This window comes from Cellulomonas sp. Root137, from assembly GCF_001426725.1.
In the GTDB taxonomy this organism is placed as follows: Bacteria; Actinomycetota; Actinomycetes; order Actinomycetales; family Cellulomonadaceae; genus Cellulomonas.
The window spans coordinates 1,572,717-1,594,856 of sequence record NZ_LMFG01000001.1; the positions used below are offsets into that span (position 1 = coordinate 1,572,717).

24 protein-coding genes and 4 tRNA genes are annotated in these 22,140 nt (G+C 72.7%); 16 read left to right on the forward strand and 12 right to left on the reverse strand.

The genetic code is table 11. The annotated features are described in order from the left end of the window. Positions 1–101 precede the first annotated feature (101 nt). Positions 102–986 (forward strand): zinc metalloprotease HtpX, encoded by an 885-nt coding sequence (gene htpX, locus ASD18_RS07490; protein WP_056088819.1) that lies wholly within the window; start codon positions 102–104, stop codon positions 984–986. 82 nt (positions 987–1,068) lie between these two features. Here the strand turns inward: htpX and ASD18_RS07495 are convergent, their stop codons facing one another. Then, a complete protein-coding gene (locus ASD18_RS07495; RefSeq protein ID WP_056088822.1) occupies positions 1,069–1,575 on the reverse strand; it encodes a YajQ family cyclic di-GMP-binding protein in 507 nt (168 codons plus the stop codon). Between the two features lie 140 nt (positions 1,576–1,715). Between ASD18_RS07495 and ASD18_RS07500 the strand changes: the two genes are divergently transcribed. Together ASD18_RS07500 and ASD18_RS07505 are read left to right on the forward strand one after the other, a co-directional pair. After that, positions 1,716–1,797 (forward strand) — tRNA-Tyr (locus ASD18_RS07500). 78 nt (positions 1,798–1,875) lie between these two features. Further along, positions 1,876–3,966 carry a RecQ family ATP-dependent DNA helicase gene (locus ASD18_RS07505; protein WP_056091782.1) on the forward strand — a complete coding sequence of 697 codons (2,091 nt, stop codon included), beginning with the start codon at positions 1,876–1,878 and terminating at the stop codon, positions 3,964–3,966. Here ASD18_RS07505 and ASD18_RS07510 read toward each other — a convergent pair whose 3' ends face one another. Together ASD18_RS07510 and ASD18_RS07515 are read right to left on the reverse strand one after the other, a co-directional pair. After that, positions 3,967–4,566, reverse strand: coding sequence for an isochorismatase family protein (locus ASD18_RS07510; RefSeq protein WP_056088825.1), 600 nt, complete (start codon positions 4,564–4,566; stop codon positions 3,967–3,969). Positions 4,567–4,621: 55 nt separating this feature from the next. After that, a complete protein-coding gene (locus tag ASD18_RS07515) occupies positions 4,622–5,080 on the reverse strand; it encodes a hypothetical protein (RefSeq protein ID WP_056088828.1) in 459 nt (152 codons plus the stop codon). A 128-nt stretch (positions 5,081–5,208) separates the two neighbouring features. Between ASD18_RS07515 and ASD18_RS07520 the strand changes: the two genes are divergently transcribed. The 5 genes from ASD18_RS07520 (at position 5,209) to ASD18_RS07540 (ending at position 6,525) form a co-directional block, all read left to right on the forward strand. After that, positions 5,209–5,281: transfer RNA gene (locus ASD18_RS07520), tRNA-Thr, on the forward strand. 49 nt (positions 5,282–5,330) lie between these two features. Beyond that, positions 5,331–5,404 (forward strand) — tRNA-Met (locus ASD18_RS07525). Positions 5,405–5,490: 86 nt separating this feature from the next. Beyond that, positions 5,491–5,661 (forward strand): 50S ribosomal protein L33, encoded by a 171-nt coding sequence (gene rpmG, locus ASD18_RS07530; protein WP_029290226.1) that lies wholly within the window; start codon positions 5,491–5,493, stop codon positions 5,659–5,661. Between the two features lie 10 nt (positions 5,662–5,671). Further along, on the forward strand, positions 5,672–6,121 hold the full coding sequence (locus ASD18_RS07535; RefSeq protein ID WP_056088831.1) for a MaoC family dehydratase N-terminal domain-containing protein: 450 nt from the start codon (positions 5,672–5,674) through the stop codon (positions 6,119–6,121). Next, positions 6,118–6,525: a MaoC family dehydratase gene (locus tag ASD18_RS07540; protein ID WP_056088834.1), complete on the forward strand. Its 408-nt coding sequence runs from the start codon at positions 6,118–6,120 to the stop codon at positions 6,523–6,525. The genes ASD18_RS07535 and ASD18_RS07540 overlap by 4 nt, the downstream gene beginning before the upstream one ends. Here the strand turns inward: ASD18_RS07540 and ASD18_RS07545 are convergent. Further along, entirely contained in the window at positions 6,518–7,585 is a 1,068-nt protein-coding gene (locus ASD18_RS07545) for a LacI family DNA-binding transcriptional regulator (protein WP_056091785.1), read from the reverse strand. The genes ASD18_RS07540 and ASD18_RS07545 overlap by 8 nt on opposite strands. Here ASD18_RS07545 and ASD18_RS07550 point away from each other — a divergent pair. From ASD18_RS07550 to ASD18_RS07560, 3 genes are read left to right on the forward strand one after another with little or no spacing between them, the layout of a single operon-like run. Next, positions 7,566–9,146 carry an MFS transporter gene (locus ASD18_RS07550; protein ID WP_369817254.1) on the forward strand — a complete coding sequence of 527 codons (1,581 nt, stop codon included), beginning with the start codon at positions 7,566–7,568 and terminating at the stop codon, positions 9,144–9,146. The genes ASD18_RS07545 and ASD18_RS07550 overlap by 20 nt on opposite strands. A 37-nt stretch (positions 9,147–9,183) precedes the next feature. Next, positions 9,184–10,434 carry an MFS transporter gene (locus ASD18_RS07555; RefSeq protein WP_056088837.1) on the forward strand — a complete coding sequence of 417 codons (1,251 nt, stop codon included), beginning with the start codon at positions 9,184–9,186 and terminating at the stop codon, positions 10,432–10,434. A 58-nt stretch (positions 10,435–10,492) separates the two neighbouring features. Next, positions 10,493–11,596 (forward strand): UDP-N-acetylmuramate dehydrogenase, encoded by a 1,104-nt coding sequence (locus ASD18_RS07560; RefSeq protein ID WP_056091788.1) that lies wholly within the window; start codon positions 10,493–10,495, stop codon positions 11,594–11,596. Here the strand turns inward: ASD18_RS07560 and ASD18_RS07565 are convergent. The 8 genes from ASD18_RS07565 to ASD18_RS07600 form a co-directional block, all read right to left on the reverse strand. Beyond that, positions 11,518–11,973 carry a GntR family transcriptional regulator gene (locus tag ASD18_RS07565; RefSeq protein WP_082573642.1) on the reverse strand — a complete coding sequence of 152 codons (456 nt, stop codon included), beginning with the start codon at positions 11,971–11,973 and terminating at the stop codon, positions 11,518–11,520. The genes ASD18_RS07560 and ASD18_RS07565 overlap by 79 nt on opposite strands. Further along, a complete protein-coding gene (locus ASD18_RS07570) occupies positions 11,970–12,893 on the reverse strand; it encodes a hypothetical protein (RefSeq protein ID WP_056088841.1) in 924 nt (307 codons plus the stop codon). Before ASD18_RS07570 ends, ASD18_RS07565 begins: the two co-directional genes overlap by 4 nt. Positions 12,894–12,957: 64 nt before the next feature. Then, entirely contained in the window at positions 12,958–13,977 is a 1,020-nt protein-coding gene (locus ASD18_RS07575) for an adenosine deaminase (RefSeq protein ID WP_082573644.1), read from the reverse strand. Next, the gene (locus ASD18_RS07580; RefSeq protein ID WP_056088845.1) at positions 13,974–14,657 is read right to left on the reverse strand and encodes a response regulator transcription factor; all 684 of its coding nucleotides are present in this window, start codon (positions 14,655–14,657) and stop codon (positions 13,974–13,976) included. Before ASD18_RS07580 ends, ASD18_RS07575 begins: the two co-directional genes overlap by 4 nt. Further along, positions 14,654–16,195 carry a cell wall metabolism sensor histidine kinase WalK gene (locus ASD18_RS07585; RefSeq protein WP_082573646.1) on the reverse strand — a complete coding sequence of 514 codons (1,542 nt, stop codon included), beginning with the start codon at positions 16,193–16,195 and terminating at the stop codon, positions 14,654–14,656. Before ASD18_RS07585 ends, ASD18_RS07580 begins: the two co-directional genes overlap by 4 nt. A 49-nt stretch (positions 16,196–16,244) precedes the next feature. After that, positions 16,245–17,081, reverse strand: coding sequence for an ABC transporter permease (locus ASD18_RS07590; RefSeq protein WP_056088848.1), 837 nt, complete (start codon positions 17,079–17,081; stop codon positions 16,245–16,247). Further along, positions 17,078–17,923 carry an ABC transporter ATP-binding protein gene (locus ASD18_RS07595; protein WP_056088851.1) on the reverse strand — a complete coding sequence of 282 codons (846 nt, stop codon included), beginning with the start codon at positions 17,921–17,923 and terminating at the stop codon, positions 17,078–17,080. The genes ASD18_RS07590 and ASD18_RS07595 overlap by 4 nt, the downstream gene beginning before the upstream one ends. 6 nt (positions 17,924–17,929) lie before the next feature. Further along, positions 17,930–19,159 (reverse strand): pyridoxal phosphate-dependent aminotransferase, encoded by a 1,230-nt coding sequence (locus ASD18_RS07600; protein ID WP_056088854.1) that lies wholly within the window; start codon positions 19,157–19,159, stop codon positions 17,930–17,932. A 230-nt stretch (positions 19,160–19,389) separates the two neighbouring features. Between ASD18_RS07600 and ASD18_RS07605 the strand changes: the two genes are divergently transcribed. The 5 genes from ASD18_RS07605 to rplA all read left to right on the forward strand — a co-directional run bounded on the left by ASD18_RS07605 (position 19,390) and on the right by rplA (position 22,131). Then, positions 19,390–19,462, forward strand: a tRNA-Trp gene (locus tag ASD18_RS07605). Positions 19,463–19,603: 141 nt separating this feature from the next. Beyond that, positions 19,604–19,897, forward strand: a complete 294-nt coding sequence (gene secE, locus ASD18_RS07610) for a preprotein translocase subunit SecE (RefSeq protein WP_056088859.1) — start codon at positions 19,604–19,606, stop codon at positions 19,895–19,897. 107 nt (positions 19,898–20,004) lie between these two features. Beyond that, positions 20,005–20,829, forward strand: a complete 825-nt coding sequence (gene nusG / locus ASD18_RS07615; RefSeq protein WP_056088862.1) for a transcription termination/antitermination protein NusG — start codon at positions 20,005–20,007, stop codon at positions 20,827–20,829. Positions 20,830–20,911: 82 nt separating this feature from the next. Further along, the gene (gene rplK, locus ASD18_RS07620; protein WP_056088865.1) at positions 20,912–21,343 is read left to right on the forward strand and encodes a 50S ribosomal protein L11; all 432 of its coding nucleotides are present in this window, start codon (positions 20,912–20,914) and stop codon (positions 21,341–21,343) included. Between the two features lie 71 nt (positions 21,344–21,414). After that, complete coding sequence (gene rplA / locus ASD18_RS07625) at positions 21,415–22,131, forward strand: 50S ribosomal protein L1 (RefSeq protein ID WP_056088868.1); 717 nt, start codon at positions 21,415–21,417, stop codon at positions 22,129–22,131. Positions 22,132–22,140 lie beyond the last annotated feature (9 nt).

Genomic DNA, 22,140 nt, shown 5'->3' on the forward strand with positions numbered 1-22,140 from the left:
GTGCTCCGGAGGTGTCGTGGGAAGGGTGGGGTCAGGATACGAGGGAACCCCGGCGCGGTGGCGTGCGTTCCACGGGTGCACTGCTGCGAGGAGAGAGAGACATGGGTCACCGGCACTACAACGGTTTGAAGACGGCCGCGCTGTTCGGCGTGATGTGGGCCGTGCTGCTCGGCATCGGGTGGCTGCTCGGCCGGGGGACGCCGAAGTTCCTCCTGCTGTTCACGGCGCTCGGCCTGGTGATGACCGCGTACAGCTACTGGAACTCCGACAAGATCGCGATCCGTGCCATGAAGGCCCGGCCGGTCAGCGAGATCGAGCAGCCGGCGATGTACCGCATCGTGCGCGAGCTCTCCACCGCCGCCCGCCAGCCGATGCCCCGCCTGTACATCTCCCCGACGGCCGCGCCCAACGCCTTCGCCACGGGCCGCAACCCGAAGAACGCCGCGGTCTGCTGCACCGAGGGCATCCTGCAGCTGCTCGACGAGCGCGAGCTGCGGGGGGTGCTCGGGCACGAGCTCATGCACGTCTACAACCGCGACATCCTCACGTCGTCCGTCGCCGCCGCGGTGGCCGGGGTGATCACGTCGCTCGCGCAGTTCGCCCTGTTCTTCGGCGGGGGGAGCGACCGTGACCGCGGGGGCAACCCCATCGCCGGGCTGCTGCTGGCGCTCCTGGCACCGATCGCCGCGATGCTGGTCCAGCTCGCCATCACCCGCACCCGCGAGTACGACGCCGACGAGGACGGGGCCCGGCTCACCGGAGACCCGCTCGCGCTCGCGTCCGCCCTGCGCAAGCTCGAGATGGGCACCAAGGCCCGGCCGCTGCCGCAGGACCGCGAGCTGGTGGACGTCTCGCACCTGATGATCGCGAACCCGTTCCGCGGCGCGGGGATGGCGAAGCTCTTCTCGACGCACCCGCCGATGGCCGACCGGATCGCCCGCCTGGAGCGCCAGGCCGGCCCGCAGGACGGCATCTCGCGGTACTGACCCGGCGCCGAGCTCGGTGGTTGCCGCCGAGCTCGGTGTCTCGAACCACCGAGCTCGGCGCGGACCACCGAGCTGGACGTCGTCAGCGGTAGTTGGTGAACTGCAGGTCGGCGTCGACGTCGGCGCCCTTGAGCAGCGCGATGACCGCCTGCAGGTCGTCGCGGCTCTTGCCCGTGACGCGCAGCTCGTCGCCCTGGATCTGCGTCTTGATGCCCTTGGGCCCCTCGTCGCGGACGATCTTGGCCACCTTCTTGGCGGTCTCGCTGCTCAGCCCCTCCTTGATGAGGGCCTCGAGGCGGTACTCCTTGCCGGACGGCTTGGGCTCGGGGCCGTCGTCGCCACCGGTGTCCAGGGACTTCAGCGAGATGCCGCGCCGGATCAGCTTGGACTGGAACACGTCGAGGACGGCCAGCACGCGCTCGGAGGAGTTGGCGATCATCAGGATCTTCTCGCCGCTCCACGCGATCGAGGCCCCGACGCCCTTGAAGTCGTACCGCTGCGCGATCTCCTTGGCGGCCTGGTTCAGGGCGTTGTCCACCTCCTGGCGGTCGACCTTGCTGACGACGTCGAACGAGGCTTCGCTCGCCATGTTTCCTCCTGCTGCTACGGGCACTGGGGCGCGGGCACGGCATCGCTTTCGCTAGCACCGCCCGGGTGTTGCTATCCTTCCACCCGCACGCTGCACGCGCGTTCGCCCCTGGGGCGTCCTCTCGTTCGGCAGGCATCCCCGGCGGGTTACCCGAGTGGCCAAAGGGGGCTGACTGTAAATCAGCTGGCAACGCCTACGGGGGTTCGAATCCCTCACCCGCCACGTTGTGATCACGACCCCGGACCGCCTGCGGTCCGGGGTCGTGTCGTTGGTGTGGGCGAGTGCTGGCAGGGTGGGCGGGTGCCCCAGACCACCCATGACGCCGCCCTCGACGTGCTGCGCCGACTCGTCGGCAACCCCACCGCCGACTTCCACGAGGGGCAGTTCGAGGCCATCGAGACGCTCGTCGACGACCACCGTCGCGCGCTCGTCGTGCAGCGGACCGGGTGGGGCAAGTCGGCGGTGTACTTCGTCGCGACGATGCTCCTGCGGCAGCGGGGTGCCGGTCCGACCGTGCTGGTCTCGCCGCTGCTGGCGCTGATGCGCGACCAGGTCGCAGCCGCCGAGCGCGCCGGGGTGCGGGCCGTGGCGATCAACTCGACCAACGCGCACGAGTGGGACGAGCTGCTGGCGCGCCTCGCCGCCGACGAGGTCGACGTGCTGCTCGTCTCGCCGGAGCGGTTCAACAACCCCGCGTTCCGGGAGAACCAGCTGCCGGCGCTGGTGCGGCGGCTGGGCATGCTGGTGGTCGACGAGGCGCACTGCATCAGCGACTGGGGCCACGACTTCCGCCCCGACTACCGGCGTCTGCGGGACCTCATCGCGACGATGCCCCCGGGTGTCCCGGTGCTCGCGACGACGGCCACCGCCAACAGCCGGGTCGTCGCGGACGTCGCGGAGCAGCTGGATGCGGGCGGGGACGGCGTGCTGACCATCCGCGGGCCGCTCGCCCGGGCGTCCCTGCGGCTCGGCGTCCTGCGGCTCCCCGACGCGCGGACACGGTTGGCCTGGCTGCTCAGCCACCTCGGCGACCTGCCGGGCTCCGGCATCATCTACACGCTCACGGTGGCGGCCGCGCAGGACACCGCCCGCCTGCTGCGCGAGGCCGGCCACGACGTGCGCGCCTACACCGGGCAGACCGACCCCGCGGACCGCGAGGCCGCCGAGGCCGCGCTCAAGGCCAACGAGGTCAAGGCGCTGGTCGCGACGAGCGCGCTGGGCATGGGCTTCGACAAGCCGGACCTCGGCTGGGTGCTGCACCTCGGGGCGCCGTCCTCGCCGGTCGCCTACTACCAGCAGGTCGGCCGCGCCGGCCGCGCCACCGACAGCGCGGACGTGCTGCTGCTGCCCGGCACCGAGGACCCCGACATCTGGCAGTACTTCGCCACGGCCTCGATGCCGAACCAGGACCGGGCGGAGCGCGTGATCGCGGAGCTGTCGGACCGGCCGATGTCCACGCCCGCGCTGGAGGCCCGGGTGGACGTCCGGCGCACCCCGCTGGAGCTGCTGCTCAAGGTGCTCGACGTGGACGGCGCCGTGCGACGCGTGCAGGGCGGCTGGGTGGCCACCGGGCTGCCGTGGACCTACGACGCGGAGCGCTACGCACGCATCGCCGCGGCCCGTCAGGCCGAGCAGGAGCACATGCTCGAGTACGAGCGCACCGACGGCTGCCGCATGGAGTTCCTGCAGCGGAGCCTGGACGACGAGACGGCGACCCCGTGCGGGCGGTGCGACTCGTGCGCGGGCGCCTGGTACCCCCGGGACGTGGCCGAGGGAGCGACAGCCTCGGCGGAGCGCTCCCTGGACCGCGTGGGGGTGCCCGTCGAACCGCGTGTGCAGTGGCCGGTCGGCGCCGACCGCCTCGGCCTGCCCGTGCGCGGGCGCCTGGCCGAGTCGGAGCGTGCGGTCGAGGGTCGGGCGCTCGCCCGGCTCACCGACCTGGGGTGGGGGACCGCCCTGCGGGAGATCTTCGCCGCCGGCGCGGTCGATGCGCCCGTCACACGGGCCATGCTCGACGGCTGCGTGCGCGTGCTCGCGCAGTGGGGCTGGGACGAGCGGCCGGTCGCCGTGGTCGCCCTGCCGTCGCGGCGGCGGCCGCTGCTCGTCGACTCCCTGGCCCGCGGGATCGCCGAGATCGGCAGGCTGCCGTACGCGGGTGCCCTGGCGATGCGCGACGGCGGTCCGAGCGGGGAGCCGGGTGGCAACAGCGCGTTCCGGCTGGCGGGCGTCTGGAACCGGTTCGACGCGTCCGCGCTGGAGCTGCCGACCGGGCCGGTGCTGCTCGTCGACGACCTGGTGGACAGCCGGTGGACCATGACCGTCGCCGCCCGCGAGCTGCGCCGGGCGGGTGCGCCGGCCGTGCTCCCGTTCGCGCTGGCCCTGCGCGGCTGATCAGGCGGGCGGCTCGGCCGTCGTCACGCTCACGCCCCCCTGCGACAACCGGGCCACGGCACGCAGCGTCGTGGGCAGGGCCACGGCGGCCGTCAGGTCCACCAGGACGGTCGCGTCGAACCCGTCGGCACGGGCGTCCAGGGCGGTCGCGGTGACGCAGTGGTCGGTGGCCAGGCCGACGACGTCCACCTCCGTGACGCCCGCCGCGGTGAGGACCTCCGTCAGCCGGGCTCCCTCGGCGCCGACGACCTCACCGGCGAACCCGGAGTAGTCCTGCCGGCTCTGCCCCTTGCGCACGTGGACGGTGTCCGGGGGCAGGTGCAGGTCGGGGTGGTACTCGGCGCCGACGGTCCCCGCGACGCAGTGCACCGGCCAGGTGGTGACGTAGTCGGGCTCGGCGTCGGAGGCGAAGTGCCCGTCGTTGGTGTCCGGCAGCGGGGCGTGCCAGTCCCGGGTGGCGACGACCGCGGCGTACCGGTCCGCGTGGTCGCGCACGTAGGCGGACACCGCGCGCGCGACGTCGGCCCCGCCGGTGACCGCCAGCGAACCCCCTTCGCAGAAGTCGTTCTGGACGTCTACGACGATCAGTGCCCTGCTCATGGTGCTGCCCCGCTCTCTGCCTGGACGCCCATTCTCGTCCGGCAGGTCCCGGGTGTCAGGACGCGGTGCCGCAGGTGTAGGTGCCGGGGGTGATCGAGACCGTCGCGCCCTCGTAGAGCGTGTCGAACACGCCGGCGTCCTGCGCGGACCCGAAGGCCACGCCGACCCCGAGCGGGTCGCCGTAGCCGGTGAGGCCGGCCAGCTGCTCCTCAGCGCCGCTCTGGCAGGCGGGGTCCAGCGGCAGGGTCGGGTAGCCCAGGGCTGCGAGGGAGTCGATGGACGGCTGCAGCGTGGTCGTGTCCCCGGCGCCGGTCTCCACGACCTCGGTCCAGACCACCCAGAACTGCTCGGTGGTGGCCGTCGGGTCGATCGCCGTCGGCCACGTCGGGGCGGTCACCTCGTCGGTGGTCGGGGCGGCGTCGTCGGCGTCGCCACCGGTGCACGCGGCGGTGCTCAGCAGGAGGGCGGCGGAGAGCGTGAGGGCAGCAGCGGTGCTGCGTCGGGGCTGGCGCATGGGCCGGATCGTGGCACGCGACGGCGGGCGGGGACCATGAGATGAATCGTTTAGGCAACGGGCCCGGCCCTCGGTGCGAGGAGCCGATTTCGCGAGCACCCCGGGGCCCGTGTAACCTTGCTCGCGCTGCCCCGATAGCTCAGTCGGCAGAGCGTCTCCATGGTAAGGAGAAGGTCAAGGGTTCGATTCCCTTTCGGGGCTCTGTGGTGTGTTCGGGGTGCGACGCAGGTCGCACCCCGATATCACCCGAGGCGGGGTAGCTCAGGTGGTTAGAGCGCACGACTCATAATCGTGAGGTCGCGGGTTCGATCCCCGCTCCCGCTACATCCCAGTGACACAGCTGTGCGTCGGCCGGCGCGCAATGACAAGATCGCATGCATCCCGTTCCGGGTGCGAGAGGTGGCAAGACCATGGCCAGCAAGAGCTCGGACGTCCGTCCGAAGATCACGCTCGCGTGCACCGAGTGCAAGGAGCGGAACTACATCACCAAGAAGAACCGTCGGAACGACCCCGACCGTCTCGAGATGAAGAAGTTCTGCCCCCGCGACAACCGCCACACCCTGCACCGCGAGACCCGCTGACCTCGCACCGATGCCGGTCGACGTCGGTTACGCGGGTCGTCAGTACCCGCCGACCGCTGCCTACGAGGTAGGTCGCCAGAAGCTCCAGGAGTTCGCCGACGCGGTCGGCGCCTCCCACGCAGCCCACACGGATCCGTCGGTGGCGCGCGCGCTCGGGTATCCCGACGTGATCGCGCCGCCGACGTTTGCCGTCCTGGTGGCGCAGCGCGCCGAGGCGCAGCTGTTCGAGGACCCCGCCGCCGGGATCGACTTCAGCCGCGTCGTGCACGCCGACGAGCGGTTCACGCACCACCGGCCGATCCACGCGGGCGACCGCCTGGTGACGGTGCTCCACGTCGACTCGATCACCGTGCGCGCGGGACTGGCCATGATCACCACGCGCGCCGAGATCGCGGCCGAGGACGGCGAGCCCGTCACCACGGTGATCTCCACCCTGGCCGTGCGCCCGGAGGACTCATGAGCCTGGCCGTCGGCGACGAGGTCGCTCGCCGCGAGATCACCGTCGACCGCGCACGGCTCGTCCGGTACGCGGGCGCCAGCGGCGACTTCAACCCCATCCACTGGAACGACCGCGTCGCCACCTCGGTCGGTCTGCCCGGGGTCATCGCGCACGGCATGTGGACCATGGGTGCCGCGTCGAGCGTCGTCGCCGACTGGGCGGGGGACCCGGGTGCGGTCCTCGACTACCAGGTGCGCTTCACGCGGCCGGTGCCGGTGCCCGACCCGGGCGCGGCGACCGTCGAGGTGATCGCCGTCGTCGGGGCGCTGGACGCCGAGGCCGGCACGGCACGGATCGACCTGACCGTCGCGGTCGACGGGGTCCGCGTGCTCGGTAAGGCGCAGGCGGTCGTCCGCCTCAGCTGACGGTCGGCGCCGGACCGGTCGTCGTGCCGATCCGCAGGCTGACCGGCAGCTCCCGTCGCGAGGGACCCTCGCCGGCCAGGAAGTCCTCGACGGCGTGCCCGATCGCGGCGCCCTTCTCCGCGAGCGGCTGCACGACCGTGGTCAGCACGTCGGGGGCGAGCCAGGGCAGGTCGAGGCCGTCGAACCCGCTGACCGACACGTCCTCCGGCACGCGCAGCCCGAGCTCGCGCGCGGCGAGCACGACGCCGGACGCGAGCAGGTCGGACTGGCACGCGATGGCGGTCGGGCGCTCGGGCATGGACAGCAGGGCGATCCCCGCGGTGCGCCCGTGCTCCACCAGCGAGGCCGGCGTCTCCCAGATCGCCACCGGCGTCACGCCCGCGTCGGTCACCCCGGTGAGCCGGCGTCGGGTGATCTCCCAGTTGAGGTGGTCCATCTGGTCGAGCGCGACGAGCCCCTCCCCGCGGGCACGGTCGAACGGGAGCGTGACGGACGCGATCCGGGTGTGGCCCAGGGAGAGCAGGTGCTCCGTGGCCTGCCGCATGCCACCACGGTCGTCGATCCCGACCGACGCCACGTCGGGGAGCTGCTGACCCTCGACGAGCACGGTCGGCGTCCCGCGCCGCCGCAGCGCGCCGAGCATCGGGTCGTCGGTGGTGCCGCCCCACATGATCACGGCGACGTCCATCGCGGCGGTCTCGAGCAGGGGGTCCACCGCGGGGCCGGCCGGGTCGCTCGAGCCGGGGATGAGCAGGACGCCCAGGTCGAGGGGGCCGAGCGTGCTGACCAGCCCGTCGAGCACCTGGATCGAGACCGGGTCCCGGAACGACCGGCGCAGCGAGTCGCCCACCACGACGCCGACGATCCCGGACCGGCCACGGCGCAGCTGGCGGCCGAGGGGGTTCGGGCCGGAGTAGTCGAGCGCGGCGGCCGCGTCGAGCACGCGCTGGCGCGTCGCCGCGGCGATCGGACCCGCACCGGAGAACGCGAGCGAGGCGGTCGACACCGACACGTGCGCGGCGGCGGCGACGTCGGCCAGGGTGGGGCGTTGCGGAGACAGGGGTCGGACCTCCGGATCGGCGCCGCGGCACCCGGGTGCACGCGACGCGCGTGACGAGCGCACGGTTGACGCAGCGGCCAGCGTACCCGCAGAATGGCTGCGACCCTCAAATCGATTCGACCACCGACGACGGCGCCTGGTCGAATCGATTCGATCGCCGCTCGACCCGATGCCCCGGAGCAAGCCCGTGCGCCACCCTTCCCCCTCCCTGAGTCGAGCCCGCTGGCTCCTCATGGGCCTCTTCGCCCTCACCGGCATCACCTTCTCCAGCTGGCTCGCCCGCATCCCCACGGTCCGCGACCTGCTCGACCTGTCCACCTCCGAGCTCGGGGTGCTCCTGCTCGTCGGCTCGGTCGGCGCGCTGCTCACCGTGACCGTCTCGGGCGTGGTCGTGCAGCGGTTCGGCAGCCGGGCGGCCGTCGTGGCCTCGACGGCGGTCCTGGCGGTGGCGCTCGTGCTCATGGGCGTCGGGCCCACGGTCGGCTCCGTCGAGCTGCTCGGTGTCGGCATCTTCCTCAACGGCGTCGCGGTGGCGCTCGGCAACGTCCCGCTCAACGTGGAGTCGGCCCGGATCGAGCGGGCGATGGGCCGCACGGTGATCCCGCAGTTCCACGCCGCCTTCTCCATCGGCGCGGTCACCGGCTCGGCCCTCGGAGCGACGGCCTCTCACCTGGGCGTCTCGGTGGCGGTGCAGTTCACCGCCGTCGCGGTCCTCGCGGTCGTCTGGCGGCTGGCCTCCCTGCGCGGGCTCGTCCTGCCCGACGCGCCCGGGGACCGTCCCCGCACGCCCAGCCGTGCCGTCACCGGCACGGCGACCATGGGCCGGCGCCGCCGCATCGCGACCGCGCTCGACTCGTGGCGCGAGCCGCGCACGCTGCTGATCGGCGTCGTGGTCATGGCCGCCGCGCTGTCCGAGGGGTCGGCCAACGACTGGCTGTCGCTGGCGGTCGTCGACGGCTTCGACCAGACCGAGGCCGTCGGCGGCGCGATGCTCGCCGTGTTCGTCGGTGCCATGACGCTCGTCCGGCTCCTCGGCACGCGCGTGATCGACCGGTTCGGCCGGGTGGCCGTCCTGCGCGTCTCGGGAACCGTGTCGATCGTCGGACTGCTGCTCTTCGGGTTCGCGCCCGGCTTCGCGCTCGCCGGCGTCGGCATCGTGCTCTGGGGCTTCGGCGCCGCGCTCGCCGTCCCCGTGGGCATCGCCGCCGCGTCCGACGACCCGATGCGGGCCGCCGGCCGGGTGGCCGTCGTGTCGGCGTTCGCCTCGGTCGCCTCCATCGCTGCCCCGCCGCTGCTCGGGATCGCCGCCGCCTCCACCGGGGCCCGGCACGCCCTGGCGCTCATCGCGGTCGCGATGGTGGCCAGCGTCCTGCTGGCCCACCGTGTCGCGCCGGAGCCGGTGTCGAACCAGGACCCGCCCACGCGTCATCAGGACGAGCCGCTCGCGCACCTCGCCGACGCCGACCCCGATCCGTACGGCGCGATCGTGGCCCGGCACGCCGACCACGTCACCGCCCGCACGCGGCGCAGCCGGCGACGCCGACCCCTGCGCGTGCCCTGACCATGGAACGGACGACATCATGAGCACCGGAGGGCCGATGACGACGCCAGCGGGACACGACGACGAGCTGACCCTCCCGAGCGCGCCCGGACGCGCCTCGCGGGCGGTCGAGCGGGCGTCGATCGCCGTCTTCGCCGTCTTCTTCCTCAACGGGTTCAACTTCGCCAGCTGGGCCGCGCGCCTGCCGGCCATCCGTGACGGCCTGGACTTCTCGCCGGCGCAGATGGGGCTGCTGCTCCTCGTCGGCTCGGTCGGGTCGCTCCTCTCGCTGCCGTTGTCGGGGATGGTGGTCGAGCGCCTCGGTGCCCGCCGCACGGTCCTCGCGTTCGCGATCCTCAACGCCTCGGGCCTGATCGTCGCGTCGGTCGGGGTCGCCCTCGGCCAGGTGCTGGTCGTCGGGCTGGGCCTCGTCCTCTTCGGCGTCGGCACGGGTGTGTGGGACGCGTCGATGAACGTCGAGGGCGCGGCCGTCGAGCAGCACCTCGGCCGGACCGTCATGCCGCGGTACCACGCCGGGTTCTCGTTCGGCACGGTCGCCGCCGCCGGGGTCGCGGCCGTCGCGGCAGGCCTGCACGTGCCCGTCGTCGTGCACATCCCGATCGCGGTCGTCCTGTCGGTGATCGGCGTCGCGTTCGCGGTCCGGGTGTTCCTGCCGACCGCCGACGAGCCCGAGGTCCGGCACGCGGGCGACCGCCCGGCGAAGGGTGCCCGGGGTGCTCTGGCGGCCTGGCTCGAGCCCCGCACGCTGCTCATCGGACTCGTGGTGCTCGCGGCGGCGCTCACCGAGGGGTCGGCCAACGACTGGGTCAGCCTGGCGGTGGTCGACGGGTTCGACGTGACGGACGCGGTCGGCGCGATCGCGTTCGCAGTCTTCGTCACGGCGATGACCGCGATGCGCTGGTTCGGCACCACCCTGCTCGACCGGTACGGCCGCGTGGCGGTCCTGCGGCTGTGCGCCGGGCTGTCGCTCGTGGGCCTTCTGATCTTCGGGCTGGCCGACCCGCTGTGGCTGGCTGTCGTGGGCATCGTCGCCTGGGGTGCCGGTGCCGCCCTCGGGTTCCCGGTGGGGATGAGTGCCGCTTCCGACGACCCGTTGCGGGCCGCCCAGCGCGTCAGCGTCGTCTCGACCATCGGGTACAGCGCGTTCCTCGCGGGCCCGCCGCTGCTCGGGTTGTTCGCGCAGCAGGTGGGCTACCGGCACGCTCTGCTGGTCATCATCGTCCCGATCGTGCTGGGCCTCCTCGTGGTCAACGCCGCCGCGCCCCTGAACAAGGACCGCGTAGCCTGAGGGCGTGCAGAGTGAGCTGAGCACGGCCGACTGCTCGCCGGCGACCGTCCCCCCGACGATCACCTGGCCGCCCCGGACCGCCCCGTCGTCCACCACCCTCGCGGACCTCACCACCCTCCGGGTGGGCGGAGCGCCGCGCCGGTACGTGGAGACGACGACGGAGGCGGAGCTGATCGACGCGGTCCGCGCGGCCGACGCCGACTCCGAGCCGGTGCTGGTGCTCGGCGGCGGCTCCAACCTGCTCGTCGCCGACGCCGGGTTCGACGGGGTGGTCGTGCGGGACGTGCGCAGCGGCATCGAGGTGCCGGACGCGTCCGCCTGCGCCGGAGCCACCCTCACCGTCCCGGCCGGCACGCCGTGGGACGACGTGGTGCGCTACGCGGTCGAGCAGGAGCTGACCGGGATCGAGACGCTGTCGGGGATCCCGGGGTCGACCGGTGCGACGCCCGTGCAGAACGTCGGCGCCTACGGCCAGGAGGTGTCGCAGAGCATCGCGACCGTCCGGGTGTGGGACCGCGGCCGGGGCAAGGTGCGCACGCTGCCCCTGGTCACGCTCGCGTTCGGGTACCGCACCTCGCTGCTGAAGCGCTCGATGCGCCAGGCGGACCCGGCCGACCCGCAGTCCCCGTGGTCGCCGACCCCCCGCTACGTGGTGCTCGACGTGACGTTCCAGCTCCGCCCGGGCTCGCTGTCCCGCCCGATCGCCTACGCCGAGCTCGCCCGCACCCTGGGGGTCGAGGTGGGCGGCCGAGCCCCGCTGGGCGAGGTGCGCGACACCGTCCTGGCCCTGCGCACCCGCAAGGGCATGGTGCTCGACGCCGCCGACCACGACACGTGGAGCGCCGGCTCGTTCTTCACCAACCCGCACCTGAGCCTCGCCGAGGCTGCTGCCCTGCCGGAGGACGCCCCGCGCTTCCCGGCGGACGACGACCGCGTGAAGACCAGCGCCGCCTGGCTCATCGAGCGGTCCGGGTTCTCCCGCGGCTTCGGCGCACCCGGCCCGGCGACCCTGTCGACCAAGCACACGCTCGCCCTGACCAACCGCGGGGGAGCGAAGGCCGAGGACCTCCTCGCGCTGGCGCGTCAGGTGCGCGACGGCGTCCGGTCCACCTTCGGCGTGGAGCTGGAGCCCGAGCCCGTGCTGGTGGGCGTCACGCTCTGACGCGTCACGCTCTGCCGCCCGAGCAGCGCGCCGTGCACCAGCACGAGCGCCTCGTCGTCGGTCAGTCCGGCCGCCCGTACGGCGGTCACATAGGTCTCGGCGGCCCGTCGCGCGATGTCGGTGGGGACCGACGCGCCCTCGGCGATGACGGTTCCCGCCCGACGCCGCGTCTCGACGACCCCCTCCGCCTCGAGCTCGCGGAACGCTCGCGCCACGGTGCCCGCGGCGAGGCCGAGGTCCGTGGCCAGCGCACGGATGGTGGGCAGCCGGTCGCCCGCGACGAGCCGACCCGCGGCCACGTGCGCGACGACCTGCGCGCGGATCTGCTCGAACGCGGGAACTCCGGAGGTCAGGTCGACCTCGAGCTGCGCGGTCATGCCGTCTGGGGCTGGCTGTAGGCGTCGGAGCGCTGGTCCGCGGATCCGGCGAGGCGGCGGGGCGCGCCCGCGGAGCGCCAGGCGACCACCGCGCTGACGATCACCACGGCCGGTGCGGCGCACATCCCGATCACGGCGACGGCGACGAGGACCGGGCTGCCCAGGACGACGCCGTCGAACGAACCCTCCTGGGTCCTGCGCAGGGCGTCACCCGCGTAGAAGAGGCAGCCGGCCAGCGTCCACGCCAGGACGAGCTGGACCCCACCGAGGAGCCGTCGGGCGGAGAGTCGCCGCAGGGCGGCGTCGTCGCTCGGTGCAGCGTCGCTCACAGCGGGCCGGCGCGCGATGAGCACGAGGACTCCCACGCCTCCGGCCAGCACGACGAGCGCGCCGAGTCCCAGCGGGACGCCGTAGTACCACCCGGGGAACGGGCCGGCGCCGCTGGTCGCACTCGCGGACAACCGCCAGGTCAGCGAGCGGCCGTCGTCGGCGGCCGCCGCTCCGCACAGGACGAGCAGGGCGCCGAGAGCGGTCGCCCACACCGCGACGACGCGGACCAGGCCGACCGGTGCGAGATCGTGCAGTCCGCGGCGGGCGAGGGGTGCGCGGCGGACCGCGCCGGTCGGACGGGGCCAGGTGAGCTCGCCCGCCGCCAGCACCGCAAGGAATGCCACCCCGCTCGCTGTCGGGATCAGGCCGACCTGGAAGCCCCGCAGGATCGTCGACGCCCCGAACAGGGCCAGGAGCTGGGTGCCCAGCAGCACCGTCCAGGCGACGGTCGCCACCCGGCGGGCATGGCGCGCCGCCGCGAGCCATGCCTCGGACGTGCTCACCGGGCCCAGCGAGCGGATGGGGCGCAGCGCCACGCCGACGGCGACGCCGAGCAGCAGGAGCACAGCGAACGGGTACAGGGCAGCCATCGGGATCCTCTCTCTGTATCAATCAGTCAACTGATTGATACAATGACGCGATCGCCCTCACGAGTCAAGAGGCCAGCCAGTCGTCCACGCCGACCAACAGCCGCGCCCGCACGTCGTCGGCGGCGCGGCTGGCCCGGATCGACGACCGCGCCAGCTCGGCGAGCTCGTCGTCGGTGAACCCGTGCTCGTCCCGCGCGATCGCGTACTGGTCGACCAGCCGCGAGAGGAACAGGAGCGGGTCGTCGGCACCCAGCGCCACGGTCGCCCCCGCGTCCACGAGCGCGCGCAGCGGGACGTCGGCGGCGGTCGCGTACACGCCGAGCGACACGTTCGACGCCGGGCACACCTCGAGCGCCACGCCCTCCTCGACCACGCGCTCGAGCACCCGGGGGTCCTCGGCGGAGCGGACGCCGTGCCCGATCCGGTCCGGCCGCAGGTGCCCGACGACGTCCTCCACGTGCGCGGGACCGAGCAGCTCGCCGCCGTGCGGGACGGAGGCCAGGCCGGCCCGTCGGGCGATCGCGAACGCGGCGGCGAACTCGGGGGTCTCGCCGCGGCGCTCGTCGTTCGAGAGGCCGAAGCCGACCACCTGCCCGGGGCCGTCGCCGGCGTGCGTCGCGGCCAGGCGCGCGAGGGTCCGGGCCTCGAGCGGGTGCCGCATCCGGGAGGCCGCCACGATGACCCCGATGTCGACGCCGGTGGTCGCCGAGGCCTCGCGGGCCGCGTCCAGCACGATCTCCAGGGCGGGCGTCAGGCCGCCGACGAACGGCGCGTACGACGTCGGGTCCACCTGGATCTCGAGCCGGCCCGATCCTTCCCGGGCATCGTCCTCGGCGGCCTCCGCGACGATCCGGCGCATGTCGGCCTCGCCCCGCACGCACGCCCTCGCGGCGTCGTACAGGCGCTGGAACCGGAACCATCCCCGCTCGTCGGCGGGCACGTGCAGGGGATCCGCGTCGAGCAGGGCGGCCGGGAGCCGGATCCCGTGGAGCGTCGCCAGCTCGGCCAGCGTGGAGATCCGCATCGAGCCGGTGAAGTGCAGGTGCAGGTGCGCCTTCGGCAGAAGCGCGAGATCCCGGCTCACACGCCTGCCGCGGTCGCGTCGATCAGCCGGTACCCGACGCCGCGGACGGTGTCGAAGTGCTCGGCGCCCACCTTGCGGCGCAGGTACCGCACGTACACGTCGACCACGTTGGAGCCCGGGTCGAAGTCGAAGCCCCACACCTCCGACAGGAGTCGCTCGCGCGTGAGCACGTCGCCGGGGTGCCGCAGGAACGTCTCGGCCAGCGCGAACTCCCGCGCCGACAGGTCCACCTCCTGCGTGCCCACCTTGATCCGCCGCGTCCGCAGGTCCAGCTGGAGAGCACCGTGCTTGAGCACCGACGCCTCACCCGTGGCCGCACCCTGCGCCCGCAGCCGCAGCCGCACGCGGGCGAGCAGCTCCTCGAACCGGAACGGCTTGGCCATGTAGTCGTCGGCCCCGGACTCGAGCCCCGTGACCGTGTCGGTGACGGACGAGCGCGCGGTCAGCACGATCACCGGGACGGTCTCGCCGGCCGCGCGCAGGCGGCGCAGGACCTCGAACCCGTCGATGTCGACCAGGCCCAGATCCAGGATGAGCAGGTCGATGCCACCCGACTGCACCGTCGCCAGAGCCTCCTCGCCCGAGGTCACCGCGCTCGTCTCGAAGCCGGAGGCGCGCAGCCCCTTGGCGACGAACGCGGCGATGCGCTCCTCGTCTTCCGCGATGAGGATGTGCGTCATAGGTACTCCACCAGCTCCGTGACGGGTCGGGGTTCGCCGTCCACGAGGTCGACGGCCGGCAGGTCCAGCACGAAGACCACGCCGGGCCCGACGTTAGCCGGTGGTTGCTCGACGAACACACGTCCGTGGTGCGCGTGTGCGATCGCCGCGACGATCGGCAGGCCCAGGCCCGCCCCGTGCGAGAGGCGGTCGGCCTGACCGCGGTGGAACCGTTCGAAGATGCGGTCCGCCTCGTCCGGCGCTACCCCCGGCCCCTCGTCCCGCACCCACAGGAGCAGCCGGTCGTCCGCCACCTCGCTGCCCAGGCGCACGGTCGACCACGGGGCCGAGTAGCGGTACGCGTTCGCGAGCAGCTGCAGCCAGGCCTGCGTGATCCGCTGCGCGTCCAGCTGGACGGTCACGTCCGCCCGTGCCGCCACCACCCAGTGCCGGTCGCCGAGCCCGCGCGCCTTCTCGTGCACGTCGTCCGTGAGCCGTCCGACGTCGGTGGGCGCGTACCGGACGAAGTCGGGGCGGTCGGCGGTGGCGAGCGTCATGAGGTCGTCGACCAGCCGCTGCATGCGGTCCAGCTCGTCGAGGGCGAGCGCCTGCGTGGCGCGGACGTCGTCCGGGTCGTCGGCGTCGACCAGCTCGAGGTGGCCGCGGACGATCGTCAGCGGCGTGCGCAGCTCGTGCCCGACGTCGTCGAGCAGCTCCCGCTGCGACCCGAACGCCCGCTCCAGGCGGTCGAGCATCGCGTTGACCGTCCGGGCGAGGTTCGACAGGTCGTCCTTGCCGGTCACGGCGATGCGCTCCGACAGGTCGGACTCGGTGATCCTGCGGGTGGTCTCACGCAGGAGCCGGATCGGCCGCAGCAGCCGACCGACGACGAACCACGCGACGACCGCGATGACGGCGAGGGCGGCGAGCCCGACCGCGGAGTAGGTGAGGAACGTCTTGCGCAGGCTCGACATCTCCGCCGACCGGTCGAAGGCGACGACGAACATGCCGGTGCCGGGATCTCCGGCGAGGAGCACCGGGACGGCGATCAGGCGGTACTGCGTGACAGAGGTTCCGACGGTCCGCGGCAGCGACAGGGTGTCGGCGGGCAGCGCGGCGAGTACCTCGACCAGCTCGGGGTCCCGCTCGAGCCGGACCGACCGCGTCTCTGCGGCCGGCGACCAGCTGAGCTTGCCGTCGAGCAGCGTGAGCACTCCCTCGTTCTTGCCGGGCACCCGGTTGCGCACACCCTGCTTGAGCACGTCGCTCACGCTGTCGAACGGAAGATTCGTCGTCGGGTCCTTGCCCGCCTCGACGACGCGGAGCGCGGCCACGGCACGGGACAGCGAGTTGTCCATCCGCTCGTCGGTCTCGGCGGCCTGGAGGGCGAACGCCGTGCCGCCCGCGATCATGACGGTCAGCGCGGCGAGCATCAGCACGGCGGTCAGCAGCCGTGCACGGACCGTCAGGTGCGCGAGGGTGCGCTGGTAGGCGGGGATGGAGCCCGTCGAGACGCCGAGGACCTCGGCGCGACCGCCGGCCCTGGCGCTGCGTGACATGGACGCAAGTATGTCCGGCTCGCCCCGCCCCGTGCAGGCGCCTTCCGGGTCAGCCGTCGTCGCGCCGCTGCCACCGGAACGTGCGGATCCCGACCACCAGCGCCCCGACCGCCCACACGAGCAGGACGACGGCCGTCGCCCCGTGCTGCCACGAGCCGCTGACCTCCCACGCCTCGGCGCTGGGCGGCAGGAACACCGAGCGCATGCCCTGCGCCATCCACTTCAGCGGGAACACCGACGCCACCTGCTGCATCCAGGTGGGCAGGTCCTGGAACACGAAGAACACCCCGGAGATGAACTGCAGGACGAGGACCACCGGGGTGACCACCGCGCTCGCGGACTTCCCGCTGCGGGGGACCGACGAGAAGGCGACCCCGGCGAGGGTCCCGGCCGCCGTGCCGAGCACGAACACCCACGCGAACGTGGCCCAGGCGGTCGCGGTCGTCGGCAGAGGGACGTCGAAGAGCAGCGCCGCCGCGGCCAGCAGGAGCGCGGTCTGGATCAGCGAGGTCGCCAGGACCTCTCCGGTCTTGCCCAGGAAGTACGCCGCCGGCGGCAGCGGCGTGCCGTGCAGCCGCTTGAGCCCGCCGTCGTCGCGCTCGACGGCGATCGAGATCGCGAGCTGCTGGAAGCTCGAGAGCATGACGCCCGTCGCGACCATGCCGGGCAGGAAGTACTGCGCGAACGGGATCCCCGGCTCCGGGCCCACCGTCGCACCGTCCTGGCCGAACACCGTCGCGAAGATCGCGAGCATGATGATCGGGTACGCGAAGATGAAGACGACGGCGTCGCGCTCGCGGAAGAACGTCCGCACCTCGTAGCCGGTCCGGGCCAGCCCGAGGCGCAGCACGCCCGGCAGCCGGGTCCGGGTGTCGACGACGCTCACGAGGTCCCCCCGTCGATCAAGCTCAGGTACACGTCCTCCAGCGTCGGGCGCAGCACCTGCAACCCCGGGACCTCGCCGCCGAACGTCCCGGTCAGCTCGAGAACCACCTGGGTGGGGGTGTCCGTGCGGACGTCGCGCGTCTGACCGTCCTGCGTCCAGCGCACCACCGCCTGCCGCGCGGTCCGGCCGCCGAGGTCCGCCGGGGTCCCCTCGGCGACCACCTGACCGTCGCGGACCACGAGCACCCGGTCGGCGAGGCGCTCGGCCTCCTCCAGGTAGTGCGTGGTGAGCAGGATGGTCGTGCCGCCGTCGGCGAGCGCCTCCACCAGGTCCCAGAACGAGCGCCGGGCCTGCGGGTCGAACCCCGTCGTCGGCTCGTCGAGGAACAGCAGCTCCGGCCTGCCGACGATGCCGAGGGCCACGTCGAGCCGTCGACGCTGCCCGCCCGACAGCTGCCGCGCACGGGTCCTCACCTTCTCCTGCAGGCCCACGGCGGCGATGACCTCGTCGGGGTCGCGCGGGTCCGGGAAGAACCGGGCGAAGTGGTGGACGAGCTCCGCGACCGTCGCCTCGGCGAGGTCGTTGTTCGTCTGCAGCACGATGCCGAGGCGCGAGCGCCAGTCCCGGCCGCCGGTCTGCGGGTCCTGGCCGAGGACGCGCACGTCGCCGCCGTCGCGCGACCGGTAGCCCTCGAGGATCTCGACGGTCGTCGTCTTGCCGGCGCCGTTCGGGCCCAGGATGGCCACCACCTCGCCGTGCGCGACGTGCAGGTCGAGGCCGTCGACCGCCCGCTTCTCGCCGTAGGCCTTGCGCAGCCCGACGACCTCGACGGCATCCGGCATCGCGAGCTACTCGGCCTCGGCGAGCAGCGACTGGATCCGGGTGACGCCCTCCACCAGGTCGGCGTCGCTGAGCGCGTACGACAGCCGCAGGTACCCGCTCGGTCCGAACGCCTCACCCGGCACCACTGCGACCTCGGCCTGCTCGAGGATGAGCGTGGCCAGCTCGGCGGAGGTCTGCGGGGTGACCCCGCGGATCGTCCTGCCGAGCACCCCCTCGACCGACGGGTACACGTAGAACGCGCCCTCCGGGGCCGGGATCCGCACGCCGTCGATCTGCGACAGCATCTCGACGATCGTCCGCCGGCGCCGGTCGAACGCGGTGCGCATCTGCTCGACGGCCGTGAGGTCCCCGCTCAGGGCCGTGATCGCGGCGCGCTGCGAGATGTTGGCGACGTTCGACGTGAGGTGCGACTGCAGGTTCGTCGCGGCGGTGATCACGTCGGCCGGGCCGATCATCCAGCCCACCCGCCACCCGGTCATCGCATAGGTCTTGGCGACGCCGTTCAGCACGATCGTCGTGTCCGCGAGCTCCGGCACCACGCGCACGATCGGCGTGAACACGGCGTGGTCGTAGGTCAGGTGCTCGTAGATCTCGTCGGTGATCACCCACACGCCGTGCTCGAGCGCCCAGCGCCCGATCGCGGCCGTCTGCTCGGGGGAGTACACCGCCCCGGTGGGGTTGGAGGGCGAGTTGAACAGCAGCACCTTGGTCTTCGGGGTGCGCGCCGCCTCGAGCTGCTCGACGGTCACCAGGTAGCCCTGGTCGACGCCGGCGAACACCTCGACCGGGACGCCGCCCGCCAGCCGGATCGCCTCCGGGTACGTGGTCCAGTACGGCGAGGGCAGGATCACCTCGTCGCCCGGGTCCACGATCGCCGCGAACGACTGGTACACCGCCTGCTTGCCGCCATTGGTGACCAGCACGCTCGACGGCTTCACCGCGTAGCCGGAGTCGCGCAGCGTCTTGGTGGCGATCGCCTCGCGCAGCGCAGGCAGCCCGGCAGCCGGCGTATACCGGTGGTTGGCCGGGTCCTGCGCGGCGGCGATCGCGGACTCGACGATGTACTCGGGCGTCGGGAAGTCGGGCTCGCCGGCGCCGAAGCCGATCACCGGACGCCCGGCGGCCTTCAGGGCCTTGGCCTTGGCGTCGACCGCCAGCGTCGCGGACTCGGCGATCGCAGCCAGTCGGGCGGACACGCGGGGGCGGGGGGAGGTCTGCTCGCTCACGGGGCCCATAGTGGCAGAGGTCACGCTCGCTCGTGCCCGCCATTTCGCACCTCCGGCGGGCATCGGGACGGTTCGACCCACGGGCCCTCGTCGCGTACAGTGGACCCCCGGCGGTTGACGTCCGCCATGATGAGCCGTGCCCCGGAGGTCTCCGGGAGCCTGTGCGGAGCCCCTGCGGGTGGTGTCCGTCGGTGCGCGCCTACGGGCGGACGGATCGTCGTGGAGGCCCAGGCCGCCGTAGGGCAGTGGCGCAATTGGTAGCGCAGCGGTCTCCAAAACCGCAGGTTGCAGGTTCGAGTCCTGTCTGCCCTGCGCACGCGTCTGGTCCTCCGGGTTCGCCCGGGGGTCCGGGAGGCGAGCAGGACCGCCGGTCGGTCCGGCGCGACGCGTCGGCCCGTCCGTCCGTCAGGTTCCGCACGGAGCCTGACCACACACGAGACGTAGGGGTCAGACGTGAGCGAAACAGCACCGGCTGCGGCGTCCGACGCCGAGGGTTCGGCGGCGCGCCCGTCGGCACCCAAGGCTGCCGGTAAGGGTTCGTCGCAGTCTCGTGGCGGACTGTTCGCCCGCATCGCGCTCTTCGTCCGCCAGGTCGTCGCGGAGCTGAAGAAGGTCGTCCGGCCCACGCGGTCGGAGCTGATCACCTACACGAGCGTCGTCCTGGTGTTCGTCGCGGTGGTCATGGCCTTCGTCACCGTGGTCGACCTGGGCATCGGCAAGCTCACGTTCTGGGTCTTCGGAGGCTGACAGCCCCTCGGGGCCAGCCCCGACAGTCAGGCAGTCGCCCCACCCGGGTGGAGCACTCATCGCCCCGGTCCGCCGGGGCGCACACGCAGGAGAAAGCAGGTTCGCACGTGTCGCAGGAGTCGCAGGAGCCCACCACGGGCGCCGAGGCGGAGCTCGAGGACGCCATCGCGTCGGTCGAGGCCGTCGAGTCGTCGGCTGTCGAGGACGCCTCAGCCGAGGATGTCAGCGCCGACGCCACCGAGAGCGACGAGCCGGCCGACGAGGGTGCCGAGCCTGCCGCCGACGAGGTCACCGAGGAGTCCGACGAGGCCGAGGAAGAGCCCGACGTCGAGGACGACCCGGTCGCCGCGTTCAAGGCGCAGCTCCGCAGCCAGCTGGGTGACTGGTACGTCATCCACTCCTACGCCGGCTACGAGAACCGCGTGAAGGCGAACCTCGAGAACCGTCGCCAGAGCCTGAACATGGAGGACTTCATCTACGCGGTGGAGGTCCCCATGGAGGAGGTCGTGGAGATCAAGAACGCGCAGCGCAAGGTCGTCAAGCGCGTCCGGATCCCCGGCTACGTCCTCGTCCGCATGGACCTCACCGACGAGTCGTGGGGCGCCGTCCGGCACACGCCGGGCGTCACCGGCTTCGTCGGCCACACGCACCAGCCCGTCCCGCTGACGCTGGACGAGGTCTTCTCGATGCTCGCGCCGTCGCTGGAGCCCAAGCAGGCGACCACCGCTGCCGGGGCCGCCAAGGCCGCCTCCCAGATCAAGGTCGACTTCACCGTCGGCGAGTCGGTCACCGTCACGGACGGCCCGTTCGACACGCTGCCGGCCACGATCTCCGAGATCAACGCCGAGAGCCAGAAGCTCAAGGTGCTCGTCTCCATCTTCGGCCGGGAGACCCCGGTCGAGCTGTCCTTCAGCCAGGTCGCCAAGATCTGACTGAGCTTCCTCGCGCTGCGAGGCGGCACTGCAACCGGGTCATCGCCCACGGCGTCGGCCCACGACACGAACGGAAGCAGCTATGCCCCCGAAGAAGAAGGTCACCGGCCTGATCAAGCTCCAGATCAAGGCCGGCGCCGCCACCCCCGCGCCGCCGATCGGTCCGGCGCTGGGTCAGCACGGCGTCAACATCATGGAGTTCTGCAAGGCGTACAACGCGGCCACCGAGGCGCAGCGCGGCAACGTCATCCCCGTGGAGATCACGGTGTACGAGGACCGCTCGTTCACCTTCATCACGAAGACGCCGCCGGCCGCCGAGCTGATCAAGAAGGCCGCCGGTGTGGCCAAGGGTTCCCCGACCCCGCACACCGTCAAGGTCGCCACGCTCACCAAGGCCCAGATCACCGAGATCGCGAGCACCAAGCTCGAGGACCTCAACGCCAACGACCTGGCCGCGGCCGAGAAGATCATCGCGGGCACCGCTCGCTCGATGGGTATCACCGTCCAGGGCTGATCCAGCCCACCCAGTGGCAGGGCCGTGTGCGGCCCGCAGACCACGACTGCTGATCAAGGAGAACCAAGCAGATGGCTAAGCACAGCAAGGCGTACCGCGCCGCGGTCGAGAAGATCGAGGAGGGGCACCTCTACACCCCCCTCGAGGCTGTCCGGCTCGCGCAGACGACCGCCACCACCAAGTACGACTCGACCGTCGAGGTGGCCTTCCGCCTCGGTGTCGACCCGCGCAAGGCGGACCAGATGGTCCGCGGCACGGTCAACCTGCCCCACGGCACCGGCAAGACGGCCCGCGTCATCGTGTTCGCCACCGGCGAGCGCGCTGAGCAGGCCCGCGCCGCGGGTGCCGACGAGGTTGGTGGCGACGAGCTCATCGACAAGGTCGCGGCCGGCTGGACCGACTTCGACTCCGCCGTCGCGACGCCCGACCTCATGGGCAAGGTCGGTCGACTGGGCAAGGTCCTGGGCCCGCGTGGTCTCATGCCGAACCCGAAGACCGGCACCGTGACGATGGACGTGGCCAAGGCCGTGTCCGACATCAAGGGCGGCAAGATCGAGTTCCGCGTGGACCGTCACGCGAACCTGCACTTCATCATCGGCAAGGTCTCGTTCAGCGACACCGCCCTGGTGGAGAACTACGCAGCCGCGCTCGACGAGATCCTGCGTCTGAAGCCGTCCGCGTCGAAGGGCCGCTACATCGCGAAGGCGACCTTCTCGACGACGAACGGCCCCGGCATCCTCGTCGACCAGAACAAGACGCGGAACCTGCTCGAGGACGACGCCGCCTGACGGTAGCTC